The sequence below is a fragment of the Amycolatopsis sp. lyj-346 genome (genome assembly GCF_046548975.1).
Classification (GTDB): Bacteria; Actinomycetota; Actinomycetes; order Mycobacteriales; family Pseudonocardiaceae; genus Amycolatopsis.
The window spans coordinates 948,037-963,476 of sequence record NZ_JAJPWT010000002.1 but is presented as its reverse complement, the minus strand read 5'-3'; the positions used below and the strand labels follow the sequence as shown (position 1 = coordinate 963,476).

The 15,440-nt window shown below is 71.9% G+C and carries 15 protein-coding genes; 5 read left to right on the top strand and 10 right to left on the bottom strand.

Annotated features, from left to right (window positions below; all coding sequences use genetic code 11):
- Window positions 1–798, bottom strand: a complete 798-nt coding sequence (locus tag ACLJQE_RS10845; RefSeq protein ID WP_410639013.1) for a hypothetical protein — start codon at window positions 796–798, stop codon at window positions 1–3.
- Window positions 799–951: 153 nt separating this feature from the next.
- Between ACLJQE_RS10845 and ACLJQE_RS10840 the strand changes: the two genes are divergently transcribed.
- Window positions 952–3,207, top strand: a complete 2,256-nt coding sequence (locus ACLJQE_RS10840; RefSeq protein ID WP_410639012.1) for an ATP-binding protein — start codon at window positions 952–954, stop codon at window positions 3,205–3,207.
- Between the two features lie 152 nt (window positions 3,208–3,359).
- Here ACLJQE_RS10840 and ACLJQE_RS10835 read toward each other — a convergent pair whose 3' ends face one another.
- The 5 genes from ACLJQE_RS10835 to ACLJQE_RS10815 all read right to left on the bottom strand — a co-directional run bounded on the left by ACLJQE_RS10835 (window position 3,360) and on the right by ACLJQE_RS10815 (window position 8,168).
- A complete protein-coding gene (locus ACLJQE_RS10835; protein ID WP_410639011.1) occupies window positions 3,360–4,574 on the bottom strand; it encodes a hypothetical protein in 1,215 nt (404 codons plus the stop codon).
- Window positions 4,571–4,783: a hypothetical protein gene (locus tag ACLJQE_RS10830; RefSeq protein ID WP_410639010.1), complete on the bottom strand. Its 213-nt coding sequence runs from the start codon at window positions 4,781–4,783 to the stop codon at window positions 4,571–4,573. The genes ACLJQE_RS10835 and ACLJQE_RS10830 overlap by 4 nt, the downstream gene beginning before the upstream one ends.
- A gap of 277 nt (window positions 4,784–5,060) precedes the next feature.
- Window positions 5,061–5,903: a helix-turn-helix domain-containing protein gene (locus ACLJQE_RS10825; RefSeq protein WP_410639009.1), complete on the bottom strand. Its 843-nt coding sequence runs from the start codon at window positions 5,901–5,903 to the stop codon at window positions 5,061–5,063.
- Window positions 5,904–6,129: 226 nt separating this feature from the next.
- On the bottom strand, window positions 6,130–6,288 hold the full coding sequence (locus ACLJQE_RS10820; protein ID WP_410639179.1) for a DUF397 domain-containing protein: 159 nt from the start codon (window positions 6,286–6,288) through the stop codon (window positions 6,130–6,132).
- Between the two features lie 371 nt (window positions 6,289–6,659).
- On the bottom strand, window positions 6,660–8,168 hold the full coding sequence (locus tag ACLJQE_RS10815; protein ID WP_410639008.1) for an MDR family MFS transporter: 1,509 nt from the start codon (window positions 8,166–8,168) through the stop codon (window positions 6,660–6,662).
- Between the two features lie 121 nt (window positions 8,169–8,289).
- Here ACLJQE_RS10815 and ACLJQE_RS10810 point away from each other — a divergent pair, with 121 nt between their 5' ends.
- On the top strand, window positions 8,290–9,450 hold the full coding sequence (locus tag ACLJQE_RS10810; RefSeq protein ID WP_410639007.1) for a DUF1015 family protein: 1,161 nt from the start codon (window positions 8,290–8,292) through the stop codon (window positions 9,448–9,450).
- Between the two features lie 16 nt (window positions 9,451–9,466).
- On the opposite strand, the gene ACLJQE_RS10805 is transcribed toward ACLJQE_RS10810, so the two are convergent.
- Window positions 9,467–9,973, bottom strand: coding sequence for a DinB family protein (locus tag ACLJQE_RS10805; RefSeq protein WP_410639006.1), 507 nt, complete (start codon window positions 9,971–9,973; stop codon window positions 9,467–9,469).
- 54 nt (window positions 9,974–10,027) lie between these two features.
- Here ACLJQE_RS10805 and ACLJQE_RS10800 point away from each other — a divergent pair, with 54 nt between their 5' ends.
- Both ACLJQE_RS10800 and ligD read left to right on the top strand, forming a co-directional pair.
- Window positions 10,028–11,146, top strand: a complete 1,119-nt coding sequence (locus tag ACLJQE_RS10800; protein WP_410639005.1) for an ATP-dependent DNA ligase — start codon at window positions 10,028–10,030, stop codon at window positions 11,144–11,146.
- Window positions 11,143–12,147 (top strand): non-homologous end-joining DNA ligase, encoded by a 1,005-nt coding sequence (gene ligD, locus ACLJQE_RS10795; protein ID WP_410639004.1) that lies wholly within the window; start codon window positions 11,143–11,145, stop codon window positions 12,145–12,147. Before ACLJQE_RS10800 ends, ligD begins: the two co-directional genes overlap by 4 nt.
- Here the strand turns inward: ligD and ACLJQE_RS10790 are convergent, their stop codons facing one another.
- On the bottom strand, window positions 12,148–13,284 hold the full coding sequence (locus ACLJQE_RS10790) for a YbfB/YjiJ family MFS transporter (RefSeq protein WP_410639003.1): 1,137 nt from the start codon (window positions 13,282–13,284) through the stop codon (window positions 12,148–12,150).
- Between the two features lie 91 nt (window positions 13,285–13,375).
- On the opposite strand from ACLJQE_RS10790, the gene ACLJQE_RS10785 reads away from it, so the two are divergent.
- Complete coding sequence (locus tag ACLJQE_RS10785; RefSeq protein ID WP_410639002.1) at window positions 13,376–13,933, top strand: TetR/AcrR family transcriptional regulator; 558 nt, start codon at window positions 13,376–13,378, stop codon at window positions 13,931–13,933.
- Here the strand turns inward: ACLJQE_RS10785 and ACLJQE_RS10780 are convergent.
- Both ACLJQE_RS10780 and ACLJQE_RS10775 read right to left on the bottom strand, forming a co-directional pair.
- On the bottom strand, window positions 13,930–14,184 hold the full coding sequence (locus ACLJQE_RS10780) for a hypothetical protein (RefSeq protein WP_410639001.1): 255 nt from the start codon (window positions 14,182–14,184) through the stop codon (window positions 13,930–13,932). The two genes, ACLJQE_RS10785 and ACLJQE_RS10780, sit on opposite strands and share 4 nt — an antisense overlap.
- Window positions 14,185–14,253: 69 nt before the next feature.
- On the bottom strand, window positions 14,254–15,279 hold the full coding sequence (locus tag ACLJQE_RS10775; protein ID WP_410639000.1) for a CobW family GTP-binding protein: 1,026 nt from the start codon (window positions 15,277–15,279) through the stop codon (window positions 14,254–14,256).
- Between the last annotated feature and the right edge of the window lie 161 nt (window positions 15,280–15,440).

Below are 15,440 nucleotides of genomic sequence, written 5' to 3'. Positions count from 1 at the left end.
TCAGGGCCGTCCCCCGTGGTGGATGGTGCCGTGCACCTGGCCGATCTGGAACGCGGTGCCGCTCACCGGTCCGCTGATGACGTTCGTGGTGCTGCCCGGCGCCGGCGGCCCGATCTTGGCCTTGGCCAGGGCCAGGTCTTCGGTGTAGTCGCCGCCGACGCCGTGGCGCAGCAGGTCCCCGCTCGGATTCGGGATGTAGAGGTAGACGGTGCCGCGGTATTCCTTGATCCCGACGTCCGCCGGGACGACCTTCGTCGCGGGCAGTTTCGCGTATTCGCTGGCCAGCACGTCTTCGAAGACCCGCTGGGACAGCGCCACCGCGAGGAACGTCTGGTCGGGGTCCGAGCGCTCCAGCACCGCCCGCACCGGGGCGGCGTCGAGCAGCCGGTGGGTGGTGATCACCGCGCTCCCGATGGCGGCCGCCGACGTCGTGCCCGGAGCGGGCTCGAGCATCGGACCGACGTTGAGGCTGGCCCGCATCCGCAGCCGGACCGACCGCGCCACCGACCGCAGGCGCGCGTCCCGCTCGGCGAGCACGGCCTGGAGCTCGTCGAAGAACCTCGTCACCACGGCGGGCAGGAACCGCGGGTCGAAACCCAGGCCGTAGCCGTCGCCGGTGCCGTGCGGGAACAGGGCGGTTTCCCACAGCACACGCAGCCCGGCGCGCTCGAAAGCCTGGGAGAGCACGTCCGGGATCGCGGCGGACACCAGCGCCTGGGTGGCATCGGAGTTGCCCCCGAAGCCTTTGGCGTCGACCACCAGCAGGGCGCGGTACGGCGGGAGTTCGTCGACGGACAAGGTGATGCCTTCCTGGTTGCCGGTGGCCTCCGATTCTGACGGACTGCGGCCCCGCCATCCTCGTACGTTCGAGGTAATTCCGCCCGCTTCCCGTGCCGTCGCGAGCGGGCGACAGGTACACAGAGAAGTTCGACTCTGGGCGGGAGTTCTCGGATGACGTCTCGGAGCGGTGCCGGATCACCATCCGAAGTGCACAACCACATCGACGGTGGCGCGGCCGGGGTGGTGCTGCAGGCCGGGACGATCACCGGTGACGTCTGGGTCGCCGGCCCGCGGTCGCCGCACCCGGTACCCCGGCAGCTGCCCGCGGCGCCGTCGCACTTCACGAGCCGGGCCGACGAGCTCGCGGCGCTGGACGAGGTCGCCGGGCCGGGAACCGGCGGACAGCCCGCGCTCGCCGTGCTGGTCGGGCCCGGCGGGGTGGGCAAGACCGCCCTCGCCGTCACCTGGGGCGCCCGGCACGCCGGGCGCTACCCCGACGGCCAGCTCTACGCCGATCTGCGGGGGTTCTCGCCGGGGACCACGGTTCTCCCGGACGAGGCGCTCGGCGCGTTCCTGCGTGCGCTGGGTGTCACACCCGAACGCGTCCCGATCGAGCTGGCCGAGCAGGCGGCGCTGTTCCGGACGATGACCGCGGGCCGTCGGCTGCTGGTCGTGCTGGACAACGCCTTTTCGGCGGCCCAGGTCCGGCCGCTGATCCCGGCGTCCGCCGGCTGCACGGTCGTGGTGACCAGCCGGCTGCGGCTGGACGGGCTGGTCTCCGAAGGCGCGCGGTTCCTCGACGTGGCACCGCTTTCCCAGCCGCACGCCGTGGAGCTGGTGGTCAAGGCGGTGGGGCGCGACCGGGTGGCCGGTGAGCTCGACGAGGTCGCCGAGCTGGCCTCGCTGTGCGGACGGCTGCCGATCGCGCTGCGCGTCGCGGCCGCCCGGCTGGCGTCCCGGCCCCGGTGGCAGGTGGCGCGGGTGGTGGCCGAACTGGGCGACGAACGCTCGCGGCTGAGGAGGCTGTCAGCGGAGGGCGGCGCCCCGGTGGCGGCGATGTTCGACTGGTCCTACCTGGCGTTGCCGGATCCGGTGGCGAAGCTGTACCGGCTGCTGGGCGAATTCCCGGGCGCTTCGTTCGGCGTCGACGTGGCGGCGGCGGCAACCGAACTGCCCGAACCCGCCGAAGGCCTCCAGCTGCTCGTCGACGCGAGTCTTCTGGAGGAGGTCGACGAGCTGCGCTACCGCTTCCACGACCTCGTCCGGCTGCACGCCCGCGCCCAGCGTGACGACGACCGTGCCGAAGTGGTGCCGCGGGTGGCGACCTGGTACCTGCACACGATGACCCGGGCGAACATGGTCGTCATCCCGATCCGCTGGCGGATCAGCCCGGTCTGCGAGCAGTACCGGAATTCCCCGCCCGCGTTCGGCTCGGGACGGGCCGCGCTCGAGTGGCTCGACGAGCAGCTGCCGGACGTGCTGGCGGTGCTCGAGGAAGCGGCCGCACAGCGGCACGACGAGGTGGCGTGGCAGCTGTGCGAGGCGTTGTGGGAACTGTTCCTGAACCGGAAGCACTTCCCCCGGTGGCTGCGTTCGCACGAGCTCGGGATCGCCGCGGCGCAGCGCTGCCGCAACGCCGTCGCGGAGTCGCGGCTGCGCTGCCAGCTGGGTCGCGCCTACCTGGACCTGGGCCGGTTCGAGGCGGCGGAGCAGGAGTGCGGCCGCGCGCTGGAGCTGGCGCGTTCGGCGGGAAGCCGGCACAACGAATCGGTGGCCTTGGACCAGCTGGGCACGGCGGCGCATGGACGCGGTGACGTCTCCGCGGCGATCGCGTTCTACACCGGCAGCCTGGCGATCGAAGCGGAGCTGGGCATCGATCGCGGTGTCGCGCAACGGCACCGCCGGATCGGCGAGGTGCTGGCGAAGGCGGACCGTGACGGCGAAGCAGCGTCGCACCTCGAGCGCGCCCGGCGGATGTTCGCCGACATGGGGGACGAAAAGGACGAGGCGAAGGTACTGGTGGGCCTCGCCCGCCTGGAGGCCCGCGGCGGCGACGTTTCTTCGGCGGTGCGGCACCTGCAGCGGGCGTGGACGGTGCTGTCGGAGTCGGGCTCACCGTTCTACCAGGCGGACGTCCTGGTCGGCTTCGCCGACGTGGCGGAGCACGGCCACGACCCGGCCGCGGCGCGCGGCTACCTCACCGAGGCACTGCAGCTGTACGAGCAGGTCGGGGGGCCGCAGGTGGACCGGATCCGGGCCCGGCTGGAAGCGCACGGAGCCGAGCTCGCCGAGCCGCCGGCCGCCGAGAACCCAGACGTGGGCGGCCACACCGGCGAGGTCGCCGTCGATGATCGCGAAGGCTCCCGAGCGGTCCCCGACGACGTGGCCGACGGCGGCGACGGAGAGCCCGGGCAGGTCGCGGAATGACCGGGCGATCAGGGCACGGGCGTCGGCGAGGACGAGGGTTCCGGGATGGATGAGGACGTCCGCCAGCGCCGGACACCGGTGGTATCCGGCGGTGGCGAAGCTGCCCTGCGCGCCGGAGGCGAGCGCGTAGGTCCAGAGCAGCGGCCGGGTCGTCACGTTCGCGGCCGGCTTCGGGGCGCCCGGATCACCGGCCGCTCGATGAGCCTTGGCAGCGGCGCGGGGGAGAGCGGCACGGCCCGCGCCGGTTCGCCGAGTTCGAGAAGGTCGTACATCGCCTTCCGGAGGATCCTCCCGGCTTGTCCGGGCCGGGAGGTCAGCAGGCCGGCGATGTGGGCGCCGAGCTCGCCGGACTGCGCTTCCCCGGCGGCGTCCAGCTGGGGGAGCAGCGGTCGCTCGCGGTTCCACAGGGGAGTGTGGTCGGCGAGCACCGCGGTGGGGCTGCCGGGCAACAGCGGCTGAGGGTCGTGCGGAATCCGCAGGACGGGGGTGCCGAGCCCGGCCGCGAACGCACCGACCGAGGTGTAGTCGGCCAGCACGTAGTCGGCGGCGGTGACCGCGCCGCGCCAGTCGCTGTGCGGAGCCAGCACACCGAGTCCGGCTTCGACGGCGTCGGAGAGCCAGCCGAGCACCTGGCCGGTGCCGTGCTGCGACCAGATCTGCGGGTGCAGGGAAGCAACCACCTGGAGGTCGCGCGGTGCCGCCTCGACGATGTGCCGGAAGACGTGCGGGTCGATGCCGAACCCCGACCTGGGGGACCAGGTCACGGTGACCACGAGGATCTCCCGGTCGTCCGTGACACCGAGTGCCTGCCGGTACTGATCGCGATAGGGAGCGCCGGCGACGAGCCGGTCGAAGGCGATGTCCCCGGCGACGACGGCGTGCGGAACGGCCTGCGGGCAGACCTCGGCGAGGAGGTCCAGCTCGCGACCGTGGGTGAGCACGATCCGGTCGGCGCGCACCCGCCCGGCCCGCATGAGCTGGGTGGGGTCCAGGCCTGTGATGGGTTCACCGGAGCGGTACTGCCCGAGGCCGCCACCGTGGGGGACCAGCAGGACGGGCCCCCGCACGTCGTCGAGGCCGCGGTTGCTCCCGGCGAGGATGAGGCCGTGGGTGGTCTGTGCGGCCTGCGTCGCGGAGAGGAGAACCTCGCCTCGGGCCCGGATGAGTTCGGCGGCGTCGGGCCGGTCCTCGCCGTTCTCCGGGATGGCGTACACGCGTTGCAGCCGGTGGTCGGCCTCGAGGAGCGGAAGGAGGTCGTCCAGCCGGGCAAGGGCGACGATGTGCGGGGCGAGGACCAGGACGGACTTGCCGAGCCGGGTCGCCCAGTGCCGATCGGCGTCCCCGCGTGCTCCGTCGTCGCCGTTCACCGTGGCCACCCCTCACCCGAGGCGTAGCAGAGGGCACCGGCTCGGCTGGCCAGCGCCGGGTACGGGAGGGGGAACGGTCTGTGGGCGGCGCGGACTTCGAAGTTCACCAGTGCCTCCTCGAACTGGCCGGCATCGACCTGCCGGACACGGGTCGGGTGGGTCGCGTGAGCGACCGGGTGCACCACCGGCCGGGCCGGGCGGTGCGTCACGGACACCCTTTTCCGGAGAAGAGGCGCCTGGCGAGCTGATCACGGCTCGTGGCCGCGCTCGCCCGGGCAGCTTTCGGTCACCAGCGAGGGTGACGCCGGGTCTCCGGAGAGTGAACTCAGGTCATGAGCCCGTACGGCGGGACCGTTCCCCGGATGCCGGGTCGTATGCTGGCGCCTCGGCAGTATGTCCGCGCTTGCTTCTGGGTGGGTCGGAGGTATTGCCTTCGAAGCGGTCCCTGGGTACCAGCCAGGGGCCGCTTCCCTACGCGAATCTCATTCAGTCCTCCAGCTTCTGCAGCATGCTGTCGATGAAGTCCGGTGTTTCGCCGGGACTGAGTGCGGCATCTTCCAAGCGGTAGAAGATCTGGATGAACTGGGCGGCCTTCTCGGCGCCGATCACGTCGTCGAAGAAGAGGTCCCCGTCGGGCTGTTCCAGGTTCAGGAACAGGTCGTTGGACTGGTCGGACAGCTGCAGCAGCTCGAAGGAGCTCTGCATCCCTTCGACCCAGCCGGCTTCGAACGGGAGGACCTGCAAGGTCACGTTGGGTTTCCGGGCCACTTCGCGGAGGTGGCGCAGCTGGGTTCGCCAGCTCTCGCCGTCGGTGACGCGGCGGTGCAGCACCGATTCGTCGAGGATGAAGAAGTGCTCGAGTTCGGGGTCTTCGAGCCGCCCCTGCCGCTGCGCGCGGAGTTTGGTTCCCCGCGCCTGGACGTCGGGGTCCCCGGTGGCCCGCGTCACCAGGGAACGGGTGTACTCGGGCACCTGCAACAGCCCTGGTACGAGGTGCAGTTGGTACTGGCGAAGAATGACCGCGGCCGACTCGAGACCGAGAAACTTCACGAACTCCGGGCTGCTGGTGCGCTTGAACTGGTCCCACCAGCCGGGTTCCCGGCCTGCCTTGGCCATCGCGACGTAGGTTTCGACGCGATCCCGGTCGGTGACGCCGTAGTGCAGCAGGAGCGCCTTGAGGTCGGTGATCGACAAGCCCACTGTGCCGTTTTCGATGCGGATGAGCTTCGAAGTCGACCAGTCCAGCGCCTCGGCGACGTCCTTTTGAGTGAGCTGCAGGGCCTCACGCGCCTCCCTTATCTCCGCCAGCACACGTCGCTGGCTGACCACTGGCGAGTGCGCCCTAGTCATGATTGTCTTCACTCCTCCACGTTTCAGGTGGCAGGCTGTCGATGTGCCACATGGCAGAACGGTAGCACTCTGACTGTCATAGAGCACCTTGCGTTCACCTTCATAGCGTGTTGGAGTGCTGCCAGGTGGCTCCGAGGAGCGTCGCCCCCGGAACGGAAAACCCGGCCGGACCTTGATCAGGTCCAGCCGGGCGAGGGGGCGTTCTTCAGAGGCATCCGCGAAGGAAAGCCTGCCAGGTTGCCGGGGGTATCGAGAGCCAGGCGCCGGGGTGCTTCGAATCCCGGATGAGGACGTGTTCACGTGTCCGGGCGACCTCGACGCATTTTTCAGGGTCCGTACCGGTGCCGCTGGCCGAACTCTTCACCCAAGTGAGGCCGACGGAGTCCGTCTCGGCCGTAGGCCCGTCCTGTTCGGCCACGTGCGTCCCCTGGTTCTCGACGGGCGCGTTCCGGTCGGCCGGCTACGGCATCGAAGGCCGGAACGTCGCGTAGGCGTCCGTTTAGGTTAACTGCGGAACGTGACGGCTCGACACCGCCGAGAGCAGGATAACGCACGTCCGGCTGTGCAGTTGCTCGGTGATTCCCGGTCAAATAAGTGACAATTCCTGGACGTCCGCTCCGCCGGGTTTCCTTGCGAAGCAAGGGGATCGGCCGGGCGCTCATCCGGCTGCACGTGCACGTGGCGTGCGCAAACGAACGTGCCGTCGAATCGGGTTTGCCGCGGCCGGAAATCAGCTCAGAACTCCAGTTGTTCGGTCTTCCGCGGCATGAGCAGCAACGCCCCCACCGACAACACGGCCACCGCCAGCAAGCCCAAGAACACATAGTGCGTGGCCTCCGCCAGCGCCCCGCGCACGAACACCGCCGCCGGGGAGTTGTCCGCGTGCCCGCCCAGCACCAGGCTCGTCGCATCAACCGATGGCGGCAGCGGTCCCACCCCCGGCGGTGGGGACGCGAACCTCGACGCCAGTGTCGCGTTGGCGATCGCGCCGAACGCCGCCGCTCCCACCGCGCTTCCCAGCGACCGGCTGAACAGGTTCGTCGCCGTCACCACGCCGCGGCGGTCCCAGCCCACCACCGACTGGATCGCCACCAGCGTCGGGCTGGCCGCCAGGCCCAGCCCGATCCCGAGGACGAACGCCGCGAATGCTGCCGCCCAAAGCGACGAACCCGCGCCCAGCAGGGCCACCAGGACGCCGCCCGCGATGATGAACACGCTGCCGATCAGGGCCGTGTCGCGGAAGCCGATGCGCAGGTAGATCTTGCCGGCCAGGGACGCCGAAATCGGCCAGCCCACCGTCAGCGCCGCCACCGCGAACCCGGCCACCAGCGCTCCCGCGCCGAGCACGCCCTGCGCGTACGTCGGCAGGTACGAGGTCAGTCCCATCAGGACCGCGCCCACCACCAGCGCCACCAGGTTGCCGCCCACCAGGACGCGGCGGGTGAACACCCACAGCGGCAGCACCGGCTCCGCGGCGCGCTTCTCCGCCAGCACGAACGCCACCAGCAGCACCGCGCCCGCGACGAAGATCGCCACACTCGGCAGCGAGCCCCACGCCCAGGCCACGCCGCCTTCGAGCAGGCCGAGGATGATCAGGGAACAGCCGACGGTCAGCAGCGCCGCGCCCAGGTAGTCGACCTTGTGCGGCTTGCGCTCCACGCGCTCGGCGAAACCGCGGAACAGCATCAGCGCCGCGATCGCGCCCAGCGGCAGGTTGACGAAGAAGATCCAGCGCCAGTCCAGGTACTCGGCGAACAGGCCGCCGAGCGTCGGGCCGACCACCGAGGCGGCGCCCCACACGCTGGCGACGTAGCCCTGCACCCGCGCGCGTTCTTCCACCGTGTACAGGTCGCCGATGATCGTCATCGACATCGGCTGGATCGCCCCCGCGCCGATGCCCTGCACCGCGCGGGCGGCGATCAGCACCGGCATGCTCCACGCGGCGCCGCACAGCACCGAGCCGACCAGGAACGCCGCGATCCCGAAGAACATCACCGGACGGCGGCCGAGCACGTCGGCGAACTTGCCGTAGAGCGGCACCGTCACGGCCTGGGTGAGCAGGTAGATCGAGAACAGCCACGGGAACTGCGCGAACCCGCCGAGGTCGCGCACCACCGACGGGACGGCGGTCGCGATGATCGTGCTGTCCAGCGCGACCAGAGCCGTGCTGAGCATGACCGCGATCAGGACCGGGCCGCGTTCGGACCGGAAGCCGACCCCTTTCGCGGCGGCGGACGTCGTCATCGGCGGGGTGCTCCTCGGGTCGGTCATGACCGGGGTCAACTACTTTGCAGCCCTAAGCATTCCATTCCCGCGACGGCGGCCCCAGCGAATTTCCCGGCGCCCGTGGCGCAAGATGGGCAGGATGAGCGACTGGATCCGGCCGATCGAGCGGGGCTGGGTGATCCGCGACGCGGTCCCCGGCCCGGACGTCGACGAGTTCGCCGAGCCCGAACACGTGATCGCCGCACTGGCCGCGCCCGGTGCCGCCGACAGCCTGCTGGCCGTGCAGCACCCGGCCCGCACGCCCGCGGCCTTGGCCCGCGGCCTCGACCTGACGGCCGCCGTCCCGGTCGCCCGCGCCGTCCTCGAACGGCTGCGCAGGCGGTTCTACCGGCCCGTGCGCGACATCGTCGCCCCGTACCGCGTCGAAGGGCCGGACGGCGCGGCGCTCGGCCTCCTCTGCCTGGTCGACCCGGCCGCGGTGGCCGACGACGGCGCCGCGCGCGTCCGCCACACCGAGGACGTCTACCCGGACGTCGTCGCGGAACGGGCCGCCGTGCTCGCCGGGCTGGGCTGCGCGACGAGTGCGGCGCTGCTCGTCCCCGCCGCCGGTGGCCCGGAGCTGACCGGGCAGGTCGAGCAGGCCTGCGCCGGCCTCGGCCTGCCCGATCTGTCCACTTCGGACGCGGCCGGCCGGCGCCACGACCTGTGGGTGGTGCCGGACGGCCCGCTGCAGCGCAGGCTGCTGGCCGCGGTCGCCGATGCGGACCTGCTGGTCGCCGACGGCAACCACCGCGTCGCCGCCGCGGCGGCGGCCGGCCACGGCGCGCTGCTGGCCCTGGTCACCGCGGGACCGGACCTGAAGATCGGCGCGATCCACCGCGTCCTCACCGGCACCGGCCTCGGCCCGGAGGACCTGGTGTCCCGCTGGTGCGCGGCCGGCCTGGACGTCCGCTACGACGAGCACGCCGTGCCGGTGACCGGCGAGGCGGTGGTGCGTGCCGGACCGGCCGTCCTGCGGGTGCCGCTCCCGGCGCCGGCCGGGCCGTGGCCGGCGATCGACCACGAGATCGTGGAGCAGATCCTGTTCGCCGGCGCGCTCGGCATCGACCCGGACGGACCGTGCGTCCGCCCGCTGCCGGCCGGACGCCCGCTGCCGCCGGACGCGGACGCGGTGGTCCAGCTGGCCCCGGTGAGCTTCGCCGACGTCCTCGCCGTGCACGCGGCCGGGCGCCGGATGCCGCGCAAGGCCACCTACTTCACGCCGAAGCCGCGCAGCGGGCTCGTCCTGGCGGAGCTTTAGCGGGCGTCCCGGTCCGCTACGCCCCGGTGACGCCGTCGATCGCCTCGCGCAGGAAGTCCGCGTGGCCGTTGTGCCGGGCGTACTCGTGGATCATGTGCAGCATCACCAGCCGCAGCGAGACGTCCTCGCCCCAGCGCGCCTGGTGGCCGGTGACGTCCAGGGACTCGGCCGCTTCCTCGATCTTGCGCGACTGCTCGACTTCGGCCTGCCACACCGCGAAGGCTTCGGAGCGCGTCGACGAACTCGCGTCGTAGGCAGCCTGGAAGTCGCCCTCGTCCGACCACACCAGCGGGATGTCCTCGGCCGCGATCACCCGGCGGAACCAGGTGCGCTCGACCTCGGCCATGTGCCGGACCAGGCCGAGCAGGGAAAGCGCCGACGGCGGGCTCGACGCCCGGCGAAGGTCCTCGTCGGACAGTCCGTCGCACTTCATCGCGAGGGTGGCGCGGTGGAAGTCGAGGAACGTGCGCAGCATCTCGCGCTCGCCCCCGGTCAGGGGCGGTGCGGGGCGTTCGGTGGTCACGGAACAGTGTGTATCACGCCCAGAACTGTCGTACCCGTGTTTTAAGCTCGCGCGGTGGACCTGCCCGTGATGCCGCCCGTGCGGCCGATGCTCGCGAAAGCCGTGCACGAACTGCCTCGTGCGCCGGGGCTGCTGTACGAGCCCAAGTGGGACGGCTTCCGCTGCGTCGTGTTCCGCGACGGCGACGAGATCGAGCTCGGCTCCCGCAACGACCGCCCGCTGACCCGCTACTTCCCGGAGCTGGTGGAGCTGCTGGCCGCCGCGCTGCCGCCGCGCTGCGTCGTGGACGGCGAGATCGTGCTGGTCACGCCGCACGGGCTCGACTTCGAGGTGCTGCAGCTGCGGCTGCACCCGGCGGCTTCGCGCGTGCGCAAGCTCGCCGGGGAGACGCCGGCCAGTTTCATCGCCTTCGACCTGCTCGCCCTCGGCGACACCGACCTCACCGAGCAGCCCTTCCGCGAGCGGCGCAAGCAGCTCGAAAGCGTCCTGAGCACCGCGGCCGAAGGGCTGCAGCGCGTCCACCTGACGCCGCTGAGCGAGGATCCCGCGCAGGCCGAGGACTGGTTCACCCGGTTCGAGGGCGCGGGCTTCGACGGCGTCATGGCGAAGCCCGGCGACCTGCCGTACGAGCAGGACAAGCGCGTCATGCTGAAGGTGAAGCACGAGCGCACGGCCGACTGCGTCGTCACCGGGTTCCGCTGGCACAAGGACGGCGCCGGCGTCGGGTCGCTGCTGCTCGGGCTGTTCGACGACGAGGGCGTCCTGCACCACGTCGGGGTGGCCAGCAGTTTCACCAAGGCGCGGCGGGCCGAGCTCGTCGAGGAGCTGGCACCGCTGCGCGAGAACGCGCTCGAGAACCACCCGTGGCGGTCCTGGGCCGAGTCTCATGCCGCCTCCGCGGGGGAGAGCACGTCGGCGGGATACGAGCCCGAACCGGGGCGGCAACCGGGTGCGAACAGCCGGTGGGCCCCGCAGAAAGACCTCTCGTGGGAGCCGCTGCGCCCGGAACGGGTGGCGGAGGTCCGCTACGAGCACCTGCAGGGCGGCCGGTTCCGCCACGGCGGGCGGCTGGTCCGCTTCCGGCCCGACCGCACGCCGGAGTCGTGCACGTACGCCCAGCTCGACGAGGCACCGCCCGCCGAGCTGGCGAAGCTGTTCGGGGAGGCCCGGTGAGCGGCGCGGTCGTGTTCGACGTCGACGGCGTCGAGGTCAAGATCAGCAGCCCGGACAAGGTCTACTTCCCGGAACGCGGCGAGACGAAGCTCGACCTCGTCGAGTACTACCGGGCCGTGTCCGGGCCGCTGCTGGCCCGGCTCGGCGGGCGTCCGCTGCTGCTGGAGCGCTACCCCGACGGCGCCGGCGGCAAGAACTGGTACCAGAAACGCGTGCCGAAGGGCGCGCCGCCGTGGCTGACCACCGCGGTCGTCTCGACGCCGAACGGCACGACGAGCGACGCGCTGGTGGCGAAGGACCTGGCCCACATCCTCTGGGCGGTCAACCTCGGGTGCCTCGGCTTCCACGTCTGGCCCTACCTCGCCGACACGCCCGAGATCACCGACGAACTGCGCGTCGACCTCGACCCGTCGCCCGGCGTCGGGTTCGACGAACTGCGCGAAGCCGCGGTGCTGACCAGGGAATTCCTGGCCGAACACGGCATCGAAGGGCACCTGAAGACGTCGGGCTCGCGCGGGCTGCACCTGTACGTGCTGCTGGAGCCGCGCTGGGACAGTTTCCAGGTGCGGGCGGCCGCGGTCGCGCTGGCGCGGGCGCTGGAACGCCGTCACCCGGAGAAGATCACCGCGCAGTGGTGGAAGGAAGAACGCGGCACGCGCGTGTTCGTCGACTTCAACCAGAACGCCCCGCACAAGACCGTGTTCGGCGCCTGGTGCGTGCGCCCGCGCGTCGGCGGCCAGGTGTCGACGCCGATCGGCTGGGACGAGCTCGGCACCGTCGAACCCGGCACGCTGACGCTGAGCACGGTGCCCGCGCGGGTGGCCGAGCGCGGCGATCCGTGGGCCGGCGCGGGGGAGCGGCCGCAGTCGATCGAGCCGCTGCTGGAGATGTCCGGACAGGACATGGCGGCCGGGCTGATGGACGCGCCGTGGCCACCGGTCTACCCGAAGATGCCCAACGAACCGCCGCGGGTGGCGCCGAGCCGCGCGAAGAAAGCGTGATCAGGGTGGCCCCAGCCGGGGGTGGAGCTGGCTCCACGCCAGGAGCGCCACCAACGCGGTCAGCCCGAACACCGCCGCGGATCCGATGCCCGCGGCCGCCGCGCCGGCCAGGGGTGAGGCCACGGTCTGGCCGACACCGAGCCCGGCGAACGACCACGTGATGCCCCGCGCGGGCCGTCCGGGGAACAGGCGCGCCGCCCACAGGATGCACAGCCCGGTCAGCGCCATGTAGGTGCTGCCGAACAGGGCACCGGAAAGCAGGGCGGCGGGCACCCCCGGGTTCGGCAGGGCCAGGAGGGCGATGCCCACCGCGGAGAGGGTCCACGTCGCGAGGTTGACCGTCCGCAGGCCCGCGCGTCCGGCCGCCCGTCCGGCCAGGCCACCGAGCAGCCCGGCCACGCCGATCGTGGCCCAGCACCAGGTCGCGGCCACCGGGCTCAGCCCGGCTTCGGCGAGCCGGGAGGTGGAGAACGTCCAGTACGGCGCGCTCGTCACGCCGACGAGGGCGGAGTTGACCAGCAGCGGAGCTACCCCGCGGACCGGACCGGAGGCCGCCGGGACGTCGGCGGGACCGGCTGAATGCGGCAGTGCGCGCCACACGATCAGCGTCACGGCCACGCCGAGGGCGGCGAACGCCGACCAGATCACCGGCCAGCCGAACGCCAGCAGGGGAGTGAACGCCGACGCGGCCAGCCCCAGGCCGGTCCCGGTGTTGGCCCAGGTCTGCGCCCGGTCGCGAGGGCCGGCCCCGACCGTTTCGCCGATCAGCTGGGCAACGCCCGGGGAGACGAGTCCCGCGCCGGCGCCCGCGACGGTGATCCCGGCGCCGAACACCGCGACGTGCGGCGCCAGCGCCATGAGACCGAGCCCGAGCGTGGCCGCCGCCGCGGCCAGCAGCACGGTGCCGCGTGCCGACCGGGCGGACGTTCGCGGGGCGAGCACCAGCCCGAGGCCGTACCCCGAGGTGGAGAGGCCGCCGAGTACGCCGACCCCGATCGTCGTGAGCCCGAACGTCTCGCTGAACCGCGGTACGAACGGTCCGTACGCGTAGCGCGCGAACCCGTAGCAGAGGGCGATCACGACCGCGCCGGCCGCGGCCGTGGACCACCAGCTGTCCGTCTTCGTCTGCGTCACCATCACCCCCACCAAACAGACAGGTCTGTCTGGTGTCAAGCGATGGTAAGGTCGACGCAGGTAGAGGCCATACTGATCTGTTCGGAGGACTGCTGTGGGCCGGACCCGTCCCGGCGACGCGGGCGCGAAAGTGCTCAAGGCCGCGTCGGCGCTGTTCTACCGCGACGGCATCCACGCCGTGGGCGTCGACACGGTGGCGGCCGAAGCCGGGGTGACGAAGGCGGCCCTCTACGGCAACTTCGGGTCGAAGAGCGGGCTCGTCGTCGCGTACCTGCGGGAGCGCGACCGGCGGTGGCAGGAAGAGATCGACCGGATCACCGCCGCGCACACCGATCCGAGGGAGCGCGTGCTGGCGGTCTTCGACGCCTACGAAGCCTCGTTGTCGCACGACGGTTACCGCGGTTGCGCGTTCCTGAACGCGACCTCGGAGTTCCCCGACCCCGCCGACCCGGTCCGCGAAGTGGTCCGTCACCACAAGACCGCCATGCACGGCTACCTGCGGGCACAGCTCCGGCGCGGCGAACCCGATCGCGCCGAGGCCCTGGCCGACGAGCTGATGCTCCTGCTGGAGGGCGCCGCGGTCACGTCGGTGATCGCCCAGGGCCCGCAGCCGTTCGACACGGCGAAGCGGCTCGCGCGGACCTTGGTCTAGACCTGCAGGTCGAGGGCGAGCTGACCCCGGTCCTCGCCGACGCCGGAGAGCGTCGCGACGCACGCCGGGCACGGCGCGAGCTCGGACGTGGTCAGGTCCACCGGCTTCCAGCTGCGTGACTCGCGCTCCCCGCAGGCCGAACGCCGGTAGCGGAGGTCGCCGGAGCGGGTCATCAGGTGCGCCAGCGGGACGTCTTCGGGCAGCACGCCGACCAGGTACCAGCGTGGTGCGCTCACCGCGGTGGTCGTCATGGCGGTCAGTGTCCGTCGCGGTGCCCGGGACCGGACCGCATTTGCCGATCTTCGGCGTGGCGGCGCGCCTCAGGCCTCGTCGGGCAGGTACCGCAGGACGTGCAGGAGGCCGCGCTCGTCCACGGTGTCCGGGTCTTCGGCGAGGCACCGGCCCAGGTCGGCGAGCACGGCGTCGGTGTCGATGCCGGCGCCGATCAGCACCAGCTCGGTCCGCCGCGGCTCGCCCGGCGGCCAGGCCGACCGGTCCAGCTGCACGAACCCGCCGACAGTGTGCAGGTGGAAGCGCGCTTTCGGGCCGGCTGGGCCGAAGTCGGCCTGCCCCTTCATCCGGTAGAGCCCGGCCGGCCGCCGCTCGAGGAACTCGACGAAGGCACGCGGCGCGAGCGGCGTCCCGGCGGTGAAGGTGACCGTCTGGTACTCGGCGTGCAGGTGCCGCGAGTGGTCGTGGTCGTCCTCGCGCAGGTCGTCGAACGACAGCTGGCCGGCCCGTTCGCCGCGGGGCTCGGGGTCGAAGAACAGCCGCGGATCGACCCGGCCGTGCTCGGTGACCAGCAGCGGGCGGCCCGGCGCCAGCTCCTCGACGGTCGCGATGAGCTTGGCGAGCGATCCGGCGGGCACCCGGTCGGCCTTGTTCAGCACCACGAGGTCGGCCAGCCGCAGGTGACCGGCCAGTTCGGGGTGGCGTTCGCGGGCGGCCTCGAACTCGGCGGCGTCGACGACCTCGGCCAGCCCGCCGTAGCGGATGTCCGGGTTCTCGCTGGCGATCATCAGCCGGATGAGGTCGCGCGGCTCGGCGATCCCGCTGGCTTCGACGACGATGACGTCGATGCCCGCTTCGGCGCTCGACAGCTTCGTGAGCATCGCGTCCAGGCCGCTCGCGTCGACCGCGCAGCACAGGCAGCCGTTGCCGAGCGAGACCATCGTGTCGACCTGGCCCGCGACGGCGAGCGCGTCGACGTTCACCTGGCCGAAGTCGTTGACCACGACGCCGACCCGGGCGCCCTCGCGGTTGGCGAGCAGGTGGTTGAGCAGCGTCGTCTTGCCCGCGCCGAGGAACCCGGCGACCAGGACCACGGGGATGCGCCTGGCGTTCACGAAACTCCTCCCTCCTCTGCCGATCCCGCGACTCTAACGCCGGGGGCCATACACGGGCGACCGCCCCCGGTGAAGGCCGTTCGGCGAATGTCCACGAAAAGACGCAACCGGATGCGCGGGAAAGGATCACGCGGATTTTGCCACCCGTCGTGATCGATTGA

Bases quoted from the DNA above. Each gene is read 5' to 3' on its own strand.
- ACLJQE_RS10840 (WP_410639012.1), top strand. From the start codon at position 952: ATGACGTCTCGGAGCGGTGCCGGATCACCATCCGAAGTGCACAACCAC.
- ACLJQE_RS10815 (WP_410639008.1), bottom strand. From the start codon at position 8,168: ATGACGACGTCCGCCGCCGCGAAAGGGGTCGGCTTCCGGTCCGAACGC.
- ACLJQE_RS10810 (WP_410639007.1), top strand. From the start codon at position 8,290: ATGAGCGACTGGATCCGGCCGATCGAGCGGGGCTGGGTGATCCGCGAC.
- ACLJQE_RS10790 (WP_410639003.1), bottom strand. From the start codon at position 13,284: ATGGTGACGCAGACGAAGACGGACAGCTGGTGGTCCACGGCCGCGGCC.
- ACLJQE_RS10780 (WP_410639001.1), bottom strand. From the start codon at position 14,184: ATGACGACCACCGCGGTGAGCGCACCACGCTGGTACCTGGTCGGCGTG.